This is a genomic window from Streptomyces seoulensis, assembly GCF_004328625.1.
Lineage (GTDB): Bacteria > Actinomycetota > Actinomycetes > Streptomycetales > Streptomycetaceae > Streptomyces > Streptomyces seoulensis.
The window spans coordinates 5,653,319-5,672,390 of sequence record NZ_CP032229.1; the positions used below are offsets into that span (position 1 = coordinate 5,653,319).

Sequence of the window (19,072 nt, forward strand, 5' to 3'; positions counted from 1 at the left end):
GACCATCCATGTGAAACGAGGTCTCCATGAAGTCCATCCGGACCTGGACCGTGGCCGCCGTAGCTGTGCTGAGCCTCTTCGGCAGCGGGACGGTTTCGTCGGAAGCCGTCACCGCCGCTGGCTGCCGTGGCTCCGCCTGCGACGGCAAGAACCCCCACACGACGGGGTGCGACAAGGGTGCCACCGAGCTCCGCCCCGCGATCCGGGGGGAGGGAGGGCCCGGGCTGCACCTGCGGGTGTCCTCCCGGTGCAGTGCCGCCTGGGTGCTCTTCGACAAGGGGGACGACGCGTGGGAGGGATGGATCCAGATCCGCAAGGGGGGTTCGTACCCCGTCCACGCGTCGCCCTCTCGGCCTGCGTACTCCCTGATGGTCGGTACCAGTCACGCGTACCGGGCATGCAAGAAGAACATCACCGACGACGGCCGCGTCTGCGGCGCCTGGCATTGAGCCCGGCGCGGACCTCTGGCTGATGAGGCGTCAGAAGTCGTACGGCTTCTTGGTGTTCCAGTTCAGGACGTCGGCCTCGTTCCAGGTGAACTGCGGCTTCGTGCCCTTGGTGTCGACGGAGTAGAACGGACCGGTGCGGCCGTCCGTGCCGCGCAGCGCGATGGCGAACGAGCGCGCCGTGTGGTGCTTCGAGCCGTAGTCGAAGAGGTTCACCGCGCTGTACGCCTTGCCCCCGGGCGCGAGCGTGATGTGCTTGTCGCCGCCCGGGTTGTCCTTCTTCGAGTGCGGCAGCGCGGCCGCGTCGACGTCCCCGCCGAGCTTCACGGCCGGGTACGAGGTGACCCAGCAGGGCGTGCTGCCCTCGTTCGAGGCGGTGACCAGTAGGTGGTCGCCCTGCTGGCCGGCGAACCGGTGCACCGCGGTGACCAGCATCTCGTCTCCGCGGCACTGCCGAGCGGCGGCCGTTGCGCCCTTGTTCGAGACGGTCGCCGTGCGCGCCCCGTCCTTGAGACCGCCAGTGCTGTCGGCACCAGACGCGGACCGGCTCGCTGAGGTGCCGGCGGCGTGGTCGTCGCCTGCCGCCTTCGAGCCGTCGTCGGCGCCACCGCAGGCGGTCAGGCCCAGCGCCAGTGCGGCGGTGGCGGCGGCCAGGACGGAGATGCGGGTGGTGCGGCGGGCATTTCGCGTGGTCATGATGAAAACTCCCCCATGGTCTGTTCAGGACGCGGCACGTCTTCCTGCTCCTGCAGGCCGACCGACCGCATCGGCTGTTTCGCTGCACCCCGTGAGATGAGGCCGGGGCGGCCATCGTTCACTGGGGTATGTCCGCATTCGGTAACGAGGCAAGTGGGCAGCGGGCACGCTGATGTTCGTTCGCGGCCGTCTGGGACGGGTCGCCCTCGGAGTCGGCGGATGGTCAGAATGAGTCCGGGAAATCCGGGGATGACTGCCGCTCTTGAATGCGACTCGTTGTAAAGTGTGGAAATAGCACTTGACCTGCAATAACGCAGGCAGGGAGCCTACATTTCGGAGTATTTCGATGCTGCGCACCATGTTCAAATCCAAGATCCACCGTGCCACCGTCACCCAGGCCGACCTGCATTACGTGGGATCGGTGACCATCGACGCCGACCTGCTCGACGGCGCTGATCTGCTGCCGGGTGAGCTCGTGCACATCGTGGACATCACCAACGGCGCCCGCCTGGAGACGTACGTCATCGAGGGGGAGCGCGGGTCCGGGGTGATCGGGATCAACGGGGCCGCCGCGCACCTCGTGCAGCCCGGTGACCTGGTGATCATCATCAGCTACGCTCAGGTCTCCGACGCCGAGGCGCGGGCGCTGAAGCCCCGGGTCGTGCATGTCGACGGGGACAACCGGATCGTGTCCCTCGGCGCCGACCCGTCCGAGCCCGTACCCGGCTCCGACCAGCAGCGCAGTCCGCAGGCCGTGTCGGCCTGACCGTGGACGACGACCAGGAGCGTGCGTGCCCATGAGTGGTGTCGAGATCCGTGACGACCGGGCGGCGGGGCGCCTGGAGGCCGTCGCCGACGGTGAAGTCGCCGGGCACATCGAGTACTTCGTGCTGGAAGCGCCCGCGCGCGCCCTGGTCCCCGTCCACACCATCGTGGAGCCCGCCCACGAGGGCAAGGGCATCGCGGGTTCACTCGCCCGCGAGCTGTACGCGCTCGCGGGACGGGAAGGCGTGCCCGTCGCTCCGCTGTGCCCGTACGTCGTCGCCTGGGCCGAGCGGCATCCTGACGAGGCGCCCGCCGCCGACCCCGCGCTGGTCGGCGCCGCCAAGGAGAGCCTGCGGGCCGGGCGCTGATCGCGGGGGAGTGGGGCGGTGAGCGGAGGGTAGTCGGGAGGTGGTCACCATGAAGTCCGGCGACCGCACGGAGGCAGTCATGACCCAGCCGAACCCCGACCCAGTCCCCCCGGCGCCCGGCCCTGGTCCCGGCCCGACTCCGCCGGACCCGTACCCGACCCCGGTGCCGCTGCCCGACCCCGGCCCGGAGCCGACGCCCCCGGCCCCCGGTCCGCCCCCGCCGCAGCCGGGCCCGGTACCTCCCGGCCCCGCCCCGTCGCCCATCCCGCCGGGCCCCGAACCCGCGCCCAGCCCGGAGCCGGGTCCCCCGCTCACCCGCTGAAGGTGACGGCGAGCACCGAACCGGGCCCCCCGCGGTGCCCTTGTGCACGCGTGCGGCGCGGCTCCGAGCCCGGAGTCGCGCCGTAGCCGGGTCGCTGACGGACCAAGGGTCTTCGTGGCGAGTGCGCCCCGCCGATTGAGGCGAGACCCGTGCCAAGGCGGCGGCCTCCTCCTTGCTCATCGGCGTCGTGGGCTGTGGTGGAGCCGCTGTTGCCGAAGGTGGAGCGTCGGGCCCATCATCCTGGCCGCAAGCGGCATCCGGACCGGTTGGTGCTCCAGGGCATCCGGTTCGTCCTGCACACCGGGGGAACAGCGCCCTCTGCTCTGCTTCCAGGACTGTGGACGATCGCCGCCCGGGCCGCGATCCTGCGGCCGCGTCCAACTCGCGCGAGGTGCGCCGCCGCCCGTCGGCGCACCTGTCCTCCAGCACGCTCCACGCTGCCGGTGATGATCCAGATCCGGGCGTCCTCGGTGCCGTTGTAGTCACGGTCCTGGTAGAGGCACAGGGAGTGGTCGGGGCAGGCGTCGAGACCGTGGCTCCTGATCTCGCGCACGGGCTTATCGGCGGCGGACGCGGGTGTGGTCAGCGGCGCGGCAGCGGCTAGCACCATGACCAACGACAGAGCAAGCTTCTTGATCCTGACCGGTGAACGAGCCGGGGCTTCACGGGACACGCGAGACCGCCAGTTATCCCCCAGACGCTGAACTGCGTGGAGGAGGCCAACCCGCGGTCACCATCGCACTTTCCGCTCGACCGGGTGGAGCGAGAGCCGAATGGTGAGCACGCGGGGCTCGGAGCCGCCACGTCGGCGCGGGTCGCGCTTCCGGTCGCCCCCCGCGCACGCGGGGGTGTTCCGAAGCAGGCAACGCCCGAGGTCGACACCGAGGCGTCCTCCCCGCAGGTGCGGGGGTGTTCCGCCCATCAGCCCCGACGACCCCCGCCTGAAACGGCGCGAGACGGAGTACCAGGGCAGCAGGGGCGGCTGGTTCCCGCCGAAGGACAAGCCGGTCCCCGGCGCGAAGAAGCCGAAGGGGTAGCACTGTCACACCCCGCTGCCACACTGAAAGCTCGGGCCCCGCCGTGAAGTTCCCCCGACGGCGGGGCCCGACCGCGTCCAAAGAATCTTCGTTCACTGTGCAACCACACCAGTCCTTCACGAGTCATACACCTGCAGCGCACGCACACGACCCTCGGGGGGACACATGAACCAGCAGCCGCAGCAGCCCGGCTGGAACGGCCAGCAGCAGCCCGGCCAGCAGCCGCAGGGATGGGCCGGGCCCAGTGCGCCGCAGCAGTGGGGCCCGCCGCCGCAGCCCCCGAAGAAGAAGGCCGGCGCCGGGAAGATCATCGGCCTCGGGTGTCTCGGCGTGATCGGCTTGTTCGTCCTCATCGGGATCATCGCGGCCGTGGCCAGCGGGGGCGACAGCGACGAGGGCAGCAAGAAGCCGGCCGCCACGGTGGGCAGCACGCCGAAGGGCGAGCCGGGCAAGAAGGCCGACGACACGAAGGCGGACAAGCCCACCGGGCCGGTGCAGGTGACCGCCAAGAAGGCAGCCTTCAAGAAGACCATCCTGGCCAGCGGCGACAACTACACCAGCGTCTCGGTCACCATCGCCGCCACCGGGAAGGCCGAGGTGCACGTGAACCCGCTGTACTGCTCGATCATCGACAGCACTGGCAGCAAGCACGCTACCGAGCTGGCCGTGGATGAGGACCAGCTCGACACCACGAAGCTGGCGCCGGGCGAGAAGACCACGGGCTCGATCACCGGCAAGGGCAAGTTCACCCCGAAGTACGTGTCGTGCACGGACGGGTTGATCGGGGACGCGGTGCGCGCCGACGTGTCCTGACCCCGCACCACCCGGAGCCCCGTCGACCAGCGTCGTCGGGGCTCCGTCGCGTCCGGCGGATTGCAGCCCCCAAGATCCTGGCCCGCCCGAAATCCGTACCGTCCCCCATGGGAAGGTATGGCTATGGCGACCAAGCGGGACACGGAGATCGGGCGCATGCGCGAGGACCAGGTCATGCTCCTGCGTACCCGCGACCGGCTGGAGTTCCGCGAGATCGCCAAGCTGATCGGCGCCGACGTGAAGAACACGTACGAGGCGTGGAAGCGCGGCCGGGCCCGCCTGCATCAGGAAGCCACTGAGGCGTTCGGCACGTACGTCGGCGAGCAACTCGCCACCTGCCGCCAGGCCATCGACGGCCTCATGCCCATGGTCCTCGTCCCTGGCGCGAACGCGCCCAAGGCCGGGGAGGCCATCATCCGGGCCCTCGACCACGAGGCCAAGCTGCTCGGCTTCTACGCCCCCGTCCGCGCCAACGTCACGATCACCGACGAGATGACCGCTCGCGTCAAGGCCCTCGCCGACGAGCTGGCCGCACTGGACAACGCGTGACCGCCCCCGCCGACCTGGAGGCGCGGCTTGCCGGGATGAGCCCGGCTGAGCTGGAGCTGCTGGAGCAGGAGCTGTCCGAGCGGCTGTGGACGAAGCGCTGGGGGAAGCGGAAGCCGTATTCCTGGCAAGTCCACCCGGCTCACGTGGAGACGCTCGGCTGGTGGCTCCAGCTCGGCGGGCGCGGCACCGGCAAGACCGACGGGTGCGCGAGATTCATGGTGGAACACGTCAACGGCCCCGCGTGCGACCCGCGTCTGCGCGGGGGGCCACCGCATGGCCATCATCGCTCCGACGCAGGGCGATGCGGTGGAGGCGTGTGTCAACGGCCCCTCGAGGCTGCGGGCCCATGACCCGCGCGTCGTCCTGCGCACCACCGCGGGCGGCACGTTCGCGCGGTGGCCCAGCGGCGCCGAAGCCAAGCTGTTCGGCGCCCACACCCCGGACGACGTCCTCCCCGCAGGTGCGGGGATGGCCCCAGCCCGTCAGCATCTGGGCAGCGCAACCTCGTGATCGCTGCCCGATGGTGCCCGGCCGTGCGCGGCTTTCCAGCCCCCGGCCACGAGGTCCGTGCGAAGAAGGCTCGGGACGGAGGCTGTCCGTCCCGAGCCTTCGTGCCGTTCGGCGAGAGGACCCCGTGAGGGCCCGCTTCGGGGTGGTCTCGTGGCTGTCAGGCGCTGGTTTCGGTGCGGTCGCCGCCCCAGAGGGTGTGGAAGGTGCCGTCGCGGTCGGTGCGGTGGTAGGTGTGGGCGCCGAAGTAGTCGCGCTGGCCCTGGGTGAGGGCGGCGGGGAGGCGGGGGGCGCGCAGGGAGTCGTAGTAGGCGAGGGTGGCGGCGAAGGCGGGGGTGGGGACGCCCTGGGTGACGGCGGTGGCGATGACGCTGCGCCAGTCGTCCTGGGCGGCGGCGATCTCGTCGGCGAAGCCCTGGTCGGCCAGGAGGCTGGGGAGGTCGGGCTGGGCCTCGTAGGCCTGGGTGATGCGGTCGAGGAAGGCGGCGCGGATGATGCAGCCGCCGCGCCAGATCGAGGCGACCTTCCCGAGGTCGATGTCCCAGTCGTACTCCTCGCTGCCCGCGGCGATCTGGTGGAAGCCCTGGGTGTAGGAGACGATCTTCGAGGCGTACAGCGCCTGCTCCACCTTGTCCGCGAATGCCGCCGCCTCCTCCTTGCCGAGGGTGCGCGGGGAGGGGCCGGCGAGGTGCCGGGATGCCTCACGCAGCCCCGCGTGGCCGGAGACGGAGCGGGCGAAGACGGCCTCGGCGATGGCGGAGACCGGCACACCGAGGTCGAGCGCGATCTGCACCGTCCAGCGCCCGGTGCCCTTCTGCTCGGCCTGGTCGACCACCACGTCCACGAACGGCTCGCCGGTCTCCGCGTCCACGTGGGACAGCACCTCGGCGGTGATCTCGATCAGGTAGGAGTCCAGCCGCCCCCGGTTCCAGGTACGGAAGATGTCCGCGATCTCGGCCGGCGAGTACCCGGCGACATCACGCAGCAACTGGTACGCCTCGCCGATGAGTTGCATGTCGGCGTACTCGATGCCGTTGTGCACCATCTTGACGAAGTGCCCGGCGCCGTCGGGACCCACGTGGGTCACGCAGGGCGCTCCGTCGTCCGCCTTCGCGGAGATCTTCTCCAGCATGGGACCCAGCGAGTCGTACGACTCCACGGAGCCGCCCGGCATGATGCTCGGCCCGTGCAGCGCGCCCTCCTCGCCGCCGGAGATGCCGGTGCCGACGAAGTGGATGCCCTGCTCGCGCAGCTCCCGCTCCCGGCGCCGGGTGTCGGCGAAGTGCGCGTTGCCTCCGTCGATGATCATGTCGCCGGGCTCCAGCAGCGGCGCGAACTCCTCGATCACCGCGTCCGTCGGCTCACCCGCCTTCACCATGATCACCAGCCGGCGCGGGCGCTCCAGCGCCTCCACGAACTCCTTGGCGGTCTCGGCCGGGACGAACTCGCCCTCGCCCCCGAACTCCTCGACCAGCTCGCGCGTCTTCGACGCGGTGCGGTTGTGGACGGCGACCGTATAGCCGTTGCGCGCGAAGTTGCGGGCGAGGTTGCGGCCCATGACCGCCAGGCCCGTGACGCCGATCTGCGCGTGTGTGCTCATACCGCCTGCTCCCTAGCTGCGTCGTTGCTGCGGCTCCGTCGGTGGGGGCCCTGCGGCCCATCCTGTCGCGCCGCCCCGGCGAGCGCACATCCGGCTCGCCAGGCATAGGTACGGACGCGGTACCCGTCCCGGCTCACTTCACGGGGCTCCGGAAAGCCCCGACCTCAACCGACGCCCGTCTCCGGCCACTTGAAACCGGGACAGGCCGGTTTCCGCTCTTGTCCTGGCCTGTTACCGGCGCTTACTTTTGCCCCTCCTGACGCATGTCGAGGGGATTTCGGACCATGGCCGTACGCGGCCGGCATCGCCGGTACCAGCCGAGCAGGATCAACCGCGCCTCACTCACCGTCACCGCCGGCGGCGCCGGACTCGCCATTCCGCTGGTCGCGGCGGGTACCGCGGACGCGGCGGACGCCTCCACCTGGAACAAGGTCGCGGCCTGCGAGTCCAGCGGCAACTGGAGCATCAACACCGGCAACGGCTACTTCGGCGGCCTCCAGTTCACCCGCTCCACCTGGGAGGCGTACGGCGGCAGCCGGTACGCGCCCCGCGCCGACCAGGCCACACGGGCGCAGCAGATCGCCGTCGCCGAGAAGGTCCTCGACGGTCAGGGCCCCGGCGCCTGGCCCGCCTGCGGCCCGCGCGCCGGACTCGCCCGCGGCGGCGGCGCGCCGCACGTCGAGAGCGCGCCGGCCCGTCCGGCCAGGCCGGCGGCGACCAGGGCGAGACCCGCCGCCGCCCAGGACGTACGCCCGCAGACCACCCCGCAGTCCCGGGCCGGCCGCGCCGAGATGTACACCGTGGTGCGCGGCGACACGCTCTCCGGCATCGCCGGGGAACACCGGGTCCACGAGGGCTGGCGCGGCCTCTACGAGGACAACCGCACGGTCATCGGGGCCGACCCGAACCTGATCGTCCCAGGTCAGCGGCTCAGCCTGCACGGCGCCGCCAAGGCACCCGTCACGGCCGCGCCGGAGCACCGGACGCAGCCGCGGAAGACCGAGAAGAAGGCCGCGCCCAAGCCACAGCGCAAGGCCGCCACCGAGCACAAGACGTCTTCGAGCCACTCCGGGCACACCGTCGTCGCCCCCGTGCACGCCTCCATCGGCACCGGCTACCGCACGGCCGGCTCGCACTGGTCGAAGGGCTACCACACCGGCGTCGACTTCCTGGTGCCCACGGGTACCTCGGTCCATGCCATCTCCGACGGCCTGGTGGTCTCGGCCGGCTGGGGCGGTTCCTACGGCTATCAGGTCGTCGTACGGCACAGCGACGGCCGCTACTCGCAGTACGCCCACCTCTCCGCGATCTCCGTGCGGTCCGGGCAGAGCGTGAGCGCCGGCCAGCGCCTCGGCCGGTCCGGCGCGACCGGCAACGTCACCGGTCCCCACCTGCACTCCGAGGTGCGCACCGGGCCCGGCTTCGGCAGCGACGTCGACCCGGTCGGGTACCTCCGGGCGCACGGCGCCCAGCTCTGACGGTCAGGCGCACAGCGGGACGTCGGGCAACGGGCGGGGATCGGCGGGGGTGTCCCCGTCGTCCCCCTCCACTGCGGGCTCGGCGTCCACCGAGGTGAGCGCCGGCGCGGACGGGTCCACCGGCCACCGCGCGCCCGGCACGCGCACGGTGTCCGAGGGGGACGCCTCCCGCGCGGGGCCGCCCAGCCGCTCCGTCGTCAGCAGGATCAGCCCGCCGCCCGTCACCACCGCGCAGCCCAGCGCCAGCACCGTGCCCGTGGTGCCGTGCCGGAAGGTCTCGCCGAACAGGACGATGCCGACGACGGCGGCCAGCACCGGGTTGACCACGGTCAGCGTGGCCAGGGGCGCGGCGAGCCCGCCGTCCCGGTAGGCCGACTGGGACAGGAACACCCCGGCCGCCGAGAGCACGGCGATCACCCCGAGGGACGGCAGCCCCGCGAGACCGGCCCCCGCGCTCCAGTCGACCGCGACCGTCTTGGTGAACACCGACGACATGCCGAACGCGGCGCCCGCACCGGTCGCCAGCAGCACGCTGCGCACCGCCGGGTGCCGGTGCGCGGCCCGCGCCGCCACCATCAGCGCGACGATCCCGCCGCCCGTCACCAGCGCCAGCGCCGTCCGCTGCGCCGGGCCGAGCGAACCCGCGCCGGAGGCCCCGACCAGCGAGAGCAGGCCGGCGAGACCGGCCGTCGCCATCACCGCGCCGCGCCAGGCGGTCGCCCCGGCCCTCCGGCCGACGAACAGCGCCGCGAGCGGCAGCGCGAAGACGATGGTCAGCGCGCCCAGCGGCTGGACCAGGCTCAGCGGGCCGAAGGCCAGCGCCACGACGTGCAGCACCCCGCCGAGGCCGTTCAGCCCCAGCGCCGCCCACCACCCCGGCCTGCGCAGCGGCGCGAACCTCTCACCGGAGCAGGAGTCCGCGACGCGCTCCTGCACGACGGCACCGCCCGCGTACGCGACGGCGGAGACGAAGGACAGCAGCACGGACAACGCGAGGGCGCTCATCTGCGGCTCCCCGAGTCGTGTCCCAGCAGCAGGCGGGCCCCGCTCGGGGCACGGTCGGCTTCCATGCCGGACACTCTGCCCGCTCACGCCCGATTAGTCGTCGTCCCTGAGCACGCGATGCGTCCTACTGCCGATGGAGTACGAGGGCGCGCCGCTCATCCCCAAGGCGGGTGACCGCGCGCCCGACCCCTGGGGGACTGGTAGAAGTGCTGACCGTGGAACTCGATCCCGGCCTCACCGCGTTGCGCCCGCTCGGCGGCTTCTTCGTCCTGCGCACCGGCGCCCCGGCAGACCCGGGCGCACCCCCTCTCGACCGCACATACGCGGGCCGCCTGACGGACGTTCAGACCGACGCCCTCGCCGACCGGATCGCCGTCGTCGCCGACCGGCTGCGGGTACGGGAGCCCCGGGTCTGCGCCTCCCTGGCCCAGCAGGGCGTGGCCGCCCGGCTCTGGTCGGCCGCGCTCGCCTGCGCCGTGCTGTACGGCCGGGTGCCCGACCTCGACCCGCGTCTGCTGCGCTGGGACGCCGCCGCCACCGCCCCCGACGACCTCTGGCTGACCGAGGTCCGCCCGCTGCCCGGTGACCCCGGCACCCTCGCCGACACCGTGCTGCACGCCCACCTCGAACCCCTGGGGGAGGCCCTGACCCGCCGGTACGGGGTCGCCCCCGGACTGCTGTGGGGCAACGCCGCCTCCGCCCTCGCCGGAGCGGCCCGGCAACTGGACCAGTGGGCCCGCCTCAACTCCCGCACGGACGTGGCCGAGAGAGCGGCCGGTCTCACCAACTACCTCTTCGCACATCCCTTGTTGCGCGACGCCGGAGTCCGCTCGGGCGCGAGGTTCCGCCGCCGGAGCTGCTGCCTCTACTACCGGGTCCCCGGTGGAGGCGTCTGCGGGGACTGCTGCTTCAGCCGTCCGCCGGGCTCTTCCCCGCGCGCTGCTTCTGGGTGACCATGAAGGGAACTGCCGCCACAACGCGAGGGGTTACCGGGTGCGAGTGGGACTGCTGACGCGTGAGTACCCCCCGGACGTCTACGGCGGTGCGGGCGTCCATGTGGAGTTCCTGGCCCGCGAGCTGGCCGGACTCGTGGACCTGGAGGTGCACTGCTGGGGCGAGGGCCGGGGCGTCGGCGTCGTACGGCACCGCCCGTGGCCCGTGCTCGACGGCTCCAACGACGCCCTGCGCACCTTCTCCGTGGACCTCTCCATGGCCGCCGCCCTCCAGGGCAGCGACCTCGTCCACTCCCACACCTGGTACGCGGGCCTCGCCGGCCACCTCGCCAAGCTGCTGTACGGCATCCCGCACGTGACGACCGCGCACTCGCTGGAGCCGCTGCGCCCCTGGAAGGCCGAGCAACTGGGCGGCGGCTACGCCCTGTCGAGCTGGGCAGAGCGCACCGCGATCGAGTCGGCGGACGGCGTGATCGCCGTGTCCGGTGCCATGCGGGACGACATCCTCGCCTGCTACCCCGCGCTGGACGCGGACCGGGTGCACGTCGTGCACAACGGCATCGACACCGCCCTGTACCGCCCCGACCCCGGCACCGACGCCCTGCGCCGGCACGGCATCGACCCGGAGCGCCCGTACGTGCTGTTCGTCGGCCGCATCACCCGGCAGAAGGGCGTCCCTCAACTGCTGCGTGCCGTAAGGGAGATCGACCCCGGCACCCAGGTGGTGCTCTGTGCCGGCGCCCCCGACACCCCGGAGATCGACCGGGAGTTCCGGGACCGCTTCCAGGAACTCGGTGCCGTCCGGTCCGGGGTGTTCTGGATTCCGCAGATGCTCCCGCGCGCCGAGGTCGTCCAACTCCTCACCCACGCGGCCGTGTTCGTATGCCCATCGGTCTACGAGCCGCTCGGCATCGTCAACCTGGAGGCCATGGCGTGCGGCACCCCGGTCGTCGCCTCCCGGGTCGGCGGCATCCCGGAGGTGGTCGACGACGGCCGCACCGGGCTCCTCGTCGACACCGACGGCGACTTCGAGGGGAACCTCGCCCGCGCCCTGGACTCCGTGCTCGCCGACCCGGCGGCCGCGCGGCGCATGGGGGAGGCCGGACGGGCCCGCGCGGTGGGGGAGTTCGGCTGGGACGCGGTGGCCCGGCGCACGGCCGGACTGTACGAGGAGATCCGCAAGCAGGCTTAGCCGCCGCCCGCCAGGGCATCAGTGTGATCAACCAAGGGGAGGGGAGGCGCCATGCGCCGAGGAGGTCCTTCGGTTCTCGGGATCGTGCTGGCCGGCGGTGAGGGCAAGCGGCTGATGCCGCTCACCACGGACCGGGCCAAACCCGCGGTCACCTTCGGCGGCACCTACCGGCTGGTCGACTTCGTGCTGTCGAACCTGGTCAACGCCGACGTGCTGCGGATTTGCGTGCTCACCCAGTACAAGTCGCACTCGCTGGACCGGCACGTCACCACCACCTGGCGGATGTCCAGCCTGCTGGGCAACTACGTCACCCCGGTCCCCGCCCAGCAGCGCCTCGGCCCGCGCTGGTACCTCGGCAGCGCGGACGCCATCCTCCAGTCGCTCAACCTGGTCCACGACGAACAGCCCGAGTACGTCGCGGTGTTCGGCGCCGACCACGTGTACCGCATGGACCCCCGGCAGATGCTCCGCCAGCACATCGAGGGGGGCGCGGGCGTCACCGTCGCCGGTATCCGGGTGCCGCGCACGGAGTCCTCCTCGTTCGGCGTGATCACACCGGGCTCGGACGGCCGCATGGTGCAGCGCTTCCTGGAGAAGCCCGCCGACCCGCCCGGCCTGCCCGACGACCCGAACAGCGTCTTCGCCTCCATGGGCAACTACATCTTCACCACCAAGGTCCTCATCGAGGCCCTCCAGCGCGACGCCGAGGACGAGCAGTCCGTGCACGACATGGGCGGCTCGATCCTCCCCCAGCTCACCGGCCGCGGCGAGGCCCAGCTCTACGACTTCCACGACAACCACGTCCCCGGCGAGACCACCCGCGACCAGGGCTACTGGCGGGACGTCGGCACCATCGACGCGTACTACGAGTCCCACATGGACCTCATCGCCGAGCGGCCCGCGTTCAACCTGTACAACACCCAGTGGCCCATCTACACCCACTCCAACCAGCTCTCGCCGGCCCGGTTCAGTGCGGGCGGCATCGCCAGTGAGTCGATCATCAGCGCCGGCTGCCTGATCCGCGGCCAGGTCAGCCGCTCGGTGCTCTCGCCCGGCGTGCGGGTCGACCCCGGCGCGGTCGTCCAGGGCTCGGTGCTGCACGACAACGTGCGCGTCGGCCGGGGCGCGGTGGTGCGGGGCGCGGTGCTGGACAAGAACGTGGAGGTCCCGCCCGGCGCGACCATCGGGGTCAACCCCGACCGCGACGCCGAGCTGTACACCGTCTCCCAGGGCGGGGTGATCGCCCTGGGCAAGGGCCAGCTCGTCACCTGACCCGCCGCCACGGACCGGCGGGTCCCGCGACGCGCCGCCCACGAACCGTCCCGGATGTCCGAGTTCACGCCGTTCGCCCCGCACGATGCAGGCAACGACGTCGAACCAGCGGAGGTCATCCGACATGAGAGGGACCCGGCGCACCCGGCTGTGCCTGGCCGGGGTGATGGCAGCGTCCGCGCTGGCCGCCACCCCGGCCCGCGCCGCCGCACCGTCCGACGGCCACCTCGCCGATCTGGTCAACCCGTTCATCGGGACCCAGAACGAGGGCAACACCTTCCCCGGCGCCGCCGTGCCGTTCGGCATGGTGCAGCTCTCCCCGGACACCGGGCACAGAACGGGCTACGACCACACCCAGGACCACATCCGCGGCTTCTCCCTGGTCCATGTCTCCGGCGTCGGCTGCCGCCTCGGCGGTGACCTGCCCGTGCTGCCCACCACCGGCGAGGTCACCGCCACCGACAACGCCCGCTACGCCGCCGCCTTCTCCCACGACGACGAGCAGGCGAGCCCCGGCTACTACCGCGTCGGCCTCGGCACCGGCATCGAGGCCGAGCTGACCGCCACCGCCCGCACCGGGGTGCAGCGCTACACCTTCCCGGCCACGAAGCAGGCCAACGTCCTGCTCAACGCCGCCCAGTCGCTGCACAAGCCGGGCGGCGCCGAGGTCGAGATCCTCGACGACCGCACCGTCCGCACGAAGATCTCCGGACACGGCTTCTGCCGGGACACCGGCCCGTACACCGTGTACACCGTCACCCGGTTCAGCCGCCCCTTCACCGCGTACGGCGCCTGGGACTCCGGCGCGGTCACCGCCGGGGCGCGGAGCGGGACGGGCGGGGCGTACGTCCGGTTCGACACCACTGAGGACCGTACGGTCGAGGCGACCACCGCGCTGTCGTACGTCGACGCGCGCGGCGCCGCAGCCAACCTGCGCGCCGAGGGCGGGACTTCCTTCGACACCGTGCGCCGGCGGGCCCGCGAGGCGTGGGAGAGGCGGCTTGCCACCGTGCGGGCCCACGGCGGGGACCCGGCGCTGCGCCGGACCTTCTACTCCTCGCTGTACCGCTCGTTCCTCGCGCCCAACATCGGCAGCGACGCGGACGGCCGCTACCTGGGCTGGGACCAGAAACCGCACCACGCGCGGGGCTTCACCTACTACCAGAACTGGTCCCTGTGGGACACCTACCGCACCCAGGCCCAGCTCCTCGCCCTGCTCGCCCCGCGCGAGGCCCGCGACATGGCGCGCTCGGTGGTCCGGATCGACGAGGACGGCGGCTGGCTGCCCAAGTGGGGATACGGGCCCGTCGAGACCAACATCATGACCGGCGACCCGGTGACCCCCTTCCTCACCACCGCCTTCCACCTCGGCCTGCTGAAGGGCTTCGAGGACCGGGCCTACCGGGCGCTGAGGAAGAACGCCGACGGCGTACCGCCCGCCGCCAACCCGGGCGTCGGGCGGGAATCCAACGCCGAGTACCTGGCCCACGGCTTCGCGCCCTACGTCAAGGGCCGCCCGTACGCCAAGAACGGTGACTCCGACTACCACTTCGGCGGCTCCGTCACCCTGGAGTACGCCCTCGCCGACGCCATGCTCGCCCAGATGGCCCGCGCCCTCGGCCACCCGGACGACGCCGCCCGCTACGCGGCCCGCTCCCGGAACTACCGCAACGTCTTCGACCCCACGACCGGCTTCTTCCGCGCCCGCGACGCCTCCGGCGCCTTCACCGGACCGGCCGACCCGGCCCGGAGCGTGGGCTTCCACGAGGGCACCTCCTGGCAGTACCAGTGGCTGGTCCCCCAGGACCTCCCCGGCGTGATCGGCCTGATCGGCGGCAAGGAGGCGGCCGAACGGCGCCTGGACTCCTTCTTCGCCTACGACCGCCTCCTCGCCGACCCCGAGGCCACCGCCCGCCAGGTATGGGTGCACGGCGACGCGTACGACTACTACGACGCCGACAAGTACAACCCGCAGAACGAGCCCGACCTGATCGCGCCCTACACCTACCTCTCCACCGGCCAGCCCTGGAAGACCACCGACGTGGTGCACGCCGCGCTGACCCTGTTCACCGACACCCCGACCGGTATGACCGGCAACGACGACCTGGGCACCATGTCCGCCTGGAACGTGCTGTCGTCCATCGGCGTCTTCCCGGTCCAGCCCGGCTACGACACCTGGGGCCTGTCCACCCCGGTGTTCGACCGGGTCGACCTCACCCTGGACCGCCGCTACTGGCCCGCCGGCGCCCTCACCGTCACCGCCCCCGGCACCTCCGCCGCCGACCGCTACATCCAGGGCGTCCGCACCGACCGCACCGCGCACGACCGCACCTACCTGACCACCCGCGCCCTGCGCTCCCTGCGGACGCTGGCGTTCACGGTCGGCCCGCGCCCGTCCGAGTGGGGCACCGGACCCCAGGCGGCACCCCCGGTACTCAAGTGACCTGAGGGTCTGCCGAGTCCCGCCCCCCTCCCGGGGCGGGACTTTATCCGTTGTTAACTGTGCGTAACCCGATCGCACTTGACCGTAATCGGGGTTCGAGGATTGACTCGGGTGACAGCCCACCCGTCGACGACGCGAGGCACGCCCTTGACTTCCGATCCGCTCGCCCCTCTCGACCTCGCCTTCTGGAACATGGAGTCCGCCCGGCACCCCATGCACCTCGGCGCGCTCGGCGTCTTCGCCACCCCCTCACCGACCGCCGGGGCGCACGCCGCCGACCTGCTCGCCTCCCGCGCCGCCGCCGTCCCCGGCCTGCGCATGCGCATCCGCGACGTCTGGCGCCCCCTCGCCTTCGGCGGCGCCACCCGCGAGCCCGTTCCGGACTTCGACCCCCTGGACCACGTACGGCTGCACGCCCCCACCGACGACTTCCACGGGATGGCGGGACGGCTCATGCAGCGCCCGCTGCGGCGCGGACGGCCGCCGTGGGAGGCGCACGTACTGCCCGGCGCGGACGGCGTGTCCTTCGCCGTGCTGTTCAAGTTCCACCACGCCCTCGCCGACGGCCTGCGCGCCCTGAAGCTGGCCGCCTCCCTGCTCGACCCCGTCGACCTGCCCGACCGCGCCCCACGCCCCGCCGAGCCCCGCCCCGGCCTGCTCTCCGAGGTGCGCGCGCTGCCCGGCCGAGTCCCCGACCTGGTCAGGGGCGCCGTCTCCGACCTGGGCCGGGCCCTGGACATCGGCGCCTCGCTGACCCGCTCCACCCTCGGCATGCGCCCCGCCCCCGCCCTGACCTCCGCCCCCAGCGGCACCCGCCGCACCGCCGGGGCCGTGCTCGACATCGACGACGTGCACCGGGTCAGGAAGAGCGCCGGGGGCACCGTCAACGACGTACTGATCGCGGTCGTCGCGGGCGCCCTGCGGCGCTGGCTGGACGAGCGCGGCGACGGCAGCGAGGGTGTCGCCCCGCGCGCCCTCATCCCGGTCTCCCGGCGTCGCCCGCGCACCGCCCAGCCACAGGGCAACCGGCTCTCCGGGTACCTGATACGGCTCCCGGTCGCCGACCCCGACCCGCTGGCCCGGCTGGAGACGGTGCGCGCCGGGATGGTCCGCAACAAGGATGCCGGCGCCGACCGTGGCGCCGGTGCCGTCGCCCTGCTCGCGGACCACGTCCCGGCGCTCGGACACCGGCTCGGCGGGCCGCTGGTCGGACAGGCGGCGCGGCTCTGGTTCGACATCCTCGTCACCAGCGTCCCGCTGCCCGGCATCGGCCTGAAGCTCGGCGGGCACGAGCTGGCCGAGGTCTTCCCGCTCGCCCCGCTCGCCCCCGGCCAGTCCCTCGCGGTGGCCGTCTCCACCTACCGGGGACGCGTCCACTACGGGCTGGTGGCCGACGCCCGCGCGGTGCCCGACCTCGATGTCCTGGCCCGCGCGCTGACCGCCGAGATGGAGACCCTGCTCACAGCCTGCGAGGTCTGACCCCTGTCGTCAGGGGCCGTTCCCGGCCCCCGGGCCGTCCGCCACCGGTGCGGGTTTGGTCCAGGGGCCGGGGCTTCCGTAAAATTCCCCGGCCGACAGCGGGCGCGCCCATGCCCCCGCGCGGGTGACCAGGGAAGCGGCAGCGCGATGACGGTGACAGAGGACGGCACGGCGTCCACGGACGCGGTGTCCACGGACGAGATGGTGTACGGACCGGGCATCGACCCCGAGCGCCTGGCCGTCTGCCTCAGCGTGCTGGAGGAGCTGGACCGGATCGACGTCGACCACCCCGACGCCATCCAGGTCCGCCGGGCCACCTCGCACATCTACCGCACGGTCAAGCAGCGCCGCCGCCAGGAGCGCCGGGCCGCCAAGACCGCGCACGACCGCAACGTCACCGAGGCCACCGCCACCGGCTCCGCCGAGCGCATCGACGACGAGACCGAGGGCATCCTGCCCACCTCCAAGATCGAGGCCGGCCGGATCGCGGGCATACTCCAGCGCCCCCGCTCCTGCTACATCTGCAAGCAGCGGTACACCGAGGTCGACTACTTCTACCACCAGCTCTGCCAGGGCTGCGCCGCCGAGAACCGCGCCCGCCGCGAGGCCCGCGCCGACCTCACCGGCAAGCGCGCCCTGCTCACCGGCGGCCGCGCCAAGATCGGCATGTACATCGCGCTGATGCTGCTGCGCGACGGCGCCCACACCACGATCACCACCCGGTTCCCCAAGGACGCCATCCGCCGCTTCAAGGCGATGGAGGACTCCGCGGACTGGCTGCACCGCCTGGAGGTCGTCGGCATCGACCTGCGCGACCCGGCCCAGGTCGTCGCCCTCGCGGACCGGGTCGCCGAGGCCGGCCCGCTGGACATCCTGATCAACAACGCGACCCAGACCGTACGGCGGCTGCCCTCCGCCTACGCCGCGCTGGTCGACGGCGAGAGCGCCCCGCTGCCCGCCGGTGAGCTGCCCGCCCACCAGGTGATCGGCGCCTTCAACTCCGGCGCGGTCGACGGCCTGGCCGCGCTGCCCGTCGGCACCAGCGGCCTGGAGGCCCAGAAGGTCGCCGACCTGGCCCTGGTCGCGGGCAACGCCAGCGTCGCCCGGCACCTGGACGGCACCGCGATCGACGCGGGCGGCCTGCTGCCCGACGTGGTCGACACCAACACCTGGGTGCAGTCCATCGAGCAGATCTCCCCGGTGGAGCTGCTGGAGACCCAGCTCTGCAACTACACGGCGCCGTTCATCCTGATCAGCAAGCTCCGCCCGGCCATGGCCGCCGCCGCGAAGCAGGCCGCCAAGGGGCGCGCGTACGTCGTCAACGTCTCCGCCATGGAGGGCGTCTTCGCCCGTGGCTACAAGGGCGCGGGCCACCCCAACACCAACGCCGCCAAGGCCGCGATGAACATGGTGACCCGGACCAGCGGCCAGGAGATGTTCGACACCGACCGCATCCTGATGACCTCGGTCGACACCGGCTGGATCACCGACGAGCGCCCGCACTACGACAAGCTCCGCCTGGCCGAGGCGGGCTTCCACGCCCCGCTGGACCTGGTCGACGGCGCGGCCCGGGTGTACGACCCGGTCGTGCGCGGCGAGCAGGGCGAGGACCTGTACGGCGTCTTCATGAAGGACTACGCGCCCGGCAAGTGGTGACGCGGACCTCCTGACGTACCTGACGGCGCGGCACCGGACCTCTGTCCGGTGCCGCGCCGTCGTATGACGGGGCATCGGCCGGGCAGACGCATGACTGGGCCGAGTGGGTGAACCGGCGGCCCCCGCAGCGGATGCGGTTTGCGGTAAACGGCCCCATATTAAGGGGGATTGAGGGGGCGACGGCCGGGCGGAAGTTACGTCTTGTTTGCACTCCCTATCGAGCGCGGGTCCGCTCATTTGGTTAATCTGGAGGTCCGGGACGCCCCCCAGGGTGATCCGACACATAAGGAGTGCGCGGTGACACCGGAGAAGACGACCAGCGAACAGGGCCCCGACGAACGCACGGAGCGTTCCCGCCGCAGGCCCGGAGAACTCGGCAGCCTGGACGTGTGGGCTCGCTCCGCCCCGATCCGCCTGGCGGGCTACGAGGACGACCTCGCCGAGCCCCACATCCTGCCCAGCGTGGACTGACCCCTTCCGCACCCCGCGAC

Annotated in this window: 17 protein-coding genes and 1 pseudogene; 15 read left to right on the forward strand and 3 right to left on the reverse strand. The window is 72.3% G+C overall.

Annotation, left to right across the window (positions count from 1 at the left end):
* Positions 1-26: 26 nt before the first annotated feature.
* Positions 27-449 (forward strand): DUF2690 domain-containing protein, encoded by a 423-nt coding sequence (locus tag D0Z67_RS26050; RefSeq protein ID WP_051887693.1) that lies wholly within the window; start codon positions 27-29, stop codon positions 447-449.
* A gap of 30 nt (positions 450-479) precedes the next feature.
* Here the strand turns inward: D0Z67_RS26050 and D0Z67_RS26055 are convergent, their stop codons facing one another.
* Entirely contained in the window at positions 480-1,142 is a 663-nt protein-coding gene (locus tag D0Z67_RS26055; RefSeq protein ID WP_031181318.1) for a DUF4232 domain-containing protein, read from the reverse strand.
* A gap of 346 nt (positions 1,143-1,488) precedes the next feature.
* On the opposite strand from D0Z67_RS26055, the gene panD reads away from it, so the two are divergent.
* The 6 genes and pseudogenes from panD to D0Z67_RS29965 all read left to right on the forward strand — a co-directional run bounded on the left by panD (position 1,489) and on the right by D0Z67_RS29965 (position 5,506).
* Positions 1,489-1,908 (forward strand): aspartate 1-decarboxylase, encoded by a 420-nt coding sequence (gene panD / locus D0Z67_RS26060; protein WP_031181317.1) that lies wholly within the window; start codon positions 1,489-1,491, stop codon positions 1,906-1,908.
* Positions 1,909-1,939: 31 nt separating this feature from the next.
* Positions 1,940-2,275, forward strand: coding sequence for a GNAT family N-acetyltransferase (locus tag D0Z67_RS26065; RefSeq protein WP_031181316.1), 336 nt, complete (start codon positions 1,940-1,942; stop codon positions 2,273-2,275).
* A gap of 471 nt (positions 2,276-2,746) precedes the next feature.
* Positions 2,747-2,902 (forward strand): annotated as a pseudogene (locus tag D0Z67_RS29960) (transposase); the annotation flags it as partial.
* Between the two features lie 897 nt (positions 2,903-3,799).
* The gene (locus tag D0Z67_RS26080; protein WP_031181315.1) at positions 3,800-4,447 is read left to right on the forward strand and encodes a DUF4352 domain-containing protein; all 648 of its coding nucleotides are present in this window, start codon (positions 3,800-3,802) and stop codon (positions 4,445-4,447) included.
* Between the two features lie 123 nt (positions 4,448-4,570).
* Positions 4,571-4,996 (forward strand): hypothetical protein, encoded by a 426-nt coding sequence (locus tag D0Z67_RS26085; protein WP_031181314.1) that lies wholly within the window; start codon positions 4,571-4,573, stop codon positions 4,994-4,996.
* 273 nt (positions 4,997-5,269) lie between these two features.
* Complete coding sequence (locus tag D0Z67_RS29965) at positions 5,270-5,506, forward strand: hypothetical protein (protein WP_031181313.1); 237 nt, start codon at positions 5,270-5,272, stop codon at positions 5,504-5,506.
* A gap of 157 nt (positions 5,507-5,663) precedes the next feature.
* Here the strand turns inward: D0Z67_RS29965 and gndA are convergent, their stop codons facing one another.
* Positions 5,664-7,103, reverse strand: coding sequence for an NADP-dependent phosphogluconate dehydrogenase (gndA, locus tag D0Z67_RS26095; protein ID WP_031181312.1), 1,440 nt, complete (start codon positions 7,101-7,103; stop codon positions 5,664-5,666).
* 284 nt (positions 7,104-7,387) lie between these two features.
* On the opposite strand from gndA, the gene D0Z67_RS26100 reads away from it, so the two are divergent.
* Complete coding sequence (locus tag D0Z67_RS26100) at positions 7,388-8,581, forward strand: transglycosylase family protein (protein WP_031181311.1); 1,194 nt, start codon at positions 7,388-7,390, stop codon at positions 8,579-8,581.
* 3 nt (positions 8,582-8,584) lie between these two features.
* Here the strand turns inward: D0Z67_RS26100 and D0Z67_RS26105 are convergent, their stop codons facing one another.
* Positions 8,585-9,586: a DMT family transporter gene (locus tag D0Z67_RS26105; RefSeq protein WP_078873317.1), complete on the reverse strand. Its 1,002-nt coding sequence runs from the start codon at positions 9,584-9,586 to the stop codon at positions 8,585-8,587.
* Between the two features lie 215 nt (positions 9,587-9,801).
* Here D0Z67_RS26105 and D0Z67_RS26110 point away from each other — a divergent pair, with 215 nt between their 5' ends.
* The 7 genes from D0Z67_RS26110 to D0Z67_RS26140 all read left to right on the forward strand — a co-directional run bounded on the left by D0Z67_RS26110 (position 9,802) and on the right by D0Z67_RS26140 (position 19,052).
* The gene (locus D0Z67_RS26110) at positions 9,802-10,539 is read left to right on the forward strand and encodes a (2Fe-2S)-binding protein (RefSeq protein ID WP_031181309.1); all 738 of its coding nucleotides are present in this window, start codon (positions 9,802-9,804) and stop codon (positions 10,537-10,539) included.
* Between the two features lie 40 nt (positions 10,540-10,579).
* Positions 10,580-11,731 carry a glycogen synthase gene (gene glgA, locus D0Z67_RS26115; protein ID WP_051887689.1) on the forward strand — a complete coding sequence of 384 codons (1,152 nt, stop codon included), beginning with the start codon at positions 10,580-10,582 and terminating at the stop codon, positions 11,729-11,731.
* 51 nt (positions 11,732-11,782) lie between these two features.
* Complete coding sequence (gene glgC, locus D0Z67_RS26120) at positions 11,783-13,003, forward strand: glucose-1-phosphate adenylyltransferase (protein ID WP_031181307.1); 1,221 nt, start codon at positions 11,783-11,785, stop codon at positions 13,001-13,003.
* Between the two features lie 124 nt (positions 13,004-13,127).
* Positions 13,128-15,446, forward strand: a complete 2,319-nt coding sequence (locus tag D0Z67_RS26125; RefSeq protein WP_131589717.1) for a GH92 family glycosyl hydrolase — start codon at positions 13,128-13,130, stop codon at positions 15,444-15,446.
* A 147-nt stretch (positions 15,447-15,593) separates the two neighbouring features.
* Complete coding sequence (locus D0Z67_RS26130) at positions 15,594-16,925, forward strand: wax ester/triacylglycerol synthase family O-acyltransferase (protein WP_031181306.1); 1,332 nt, start codon at positions 15,594-15,596, stop codon at positions 16,923-16,925.
* A gap of 147 nt (positions 16,926-17,072) precedes the next feature.
* Complete coding sequence (locus D0Z67_RS26135) at positions 17,073-18,581, forward strand: SDR family NAD(P)-dependent oxidoreductase (protein WP_031181305.1); 1,509 nt, start codon at positions 17,073-17,075, stop codon at positions 18,579-18,581.
* Between the two features lie 297 nt (positions 18,582-18,878).
* On the forward strand, positions 18,879-19,052 hold the full coding sequence (locus D0Z67_RS26140) for a hypothetical protein (protein ID WP_107030878.1): 174 nt from the start codon (positions 18,879-18,881) through the stop codon (positions 19,050-19,052).
* Positions 19,053-19,072: the final 20 nt, after the last annotated feature.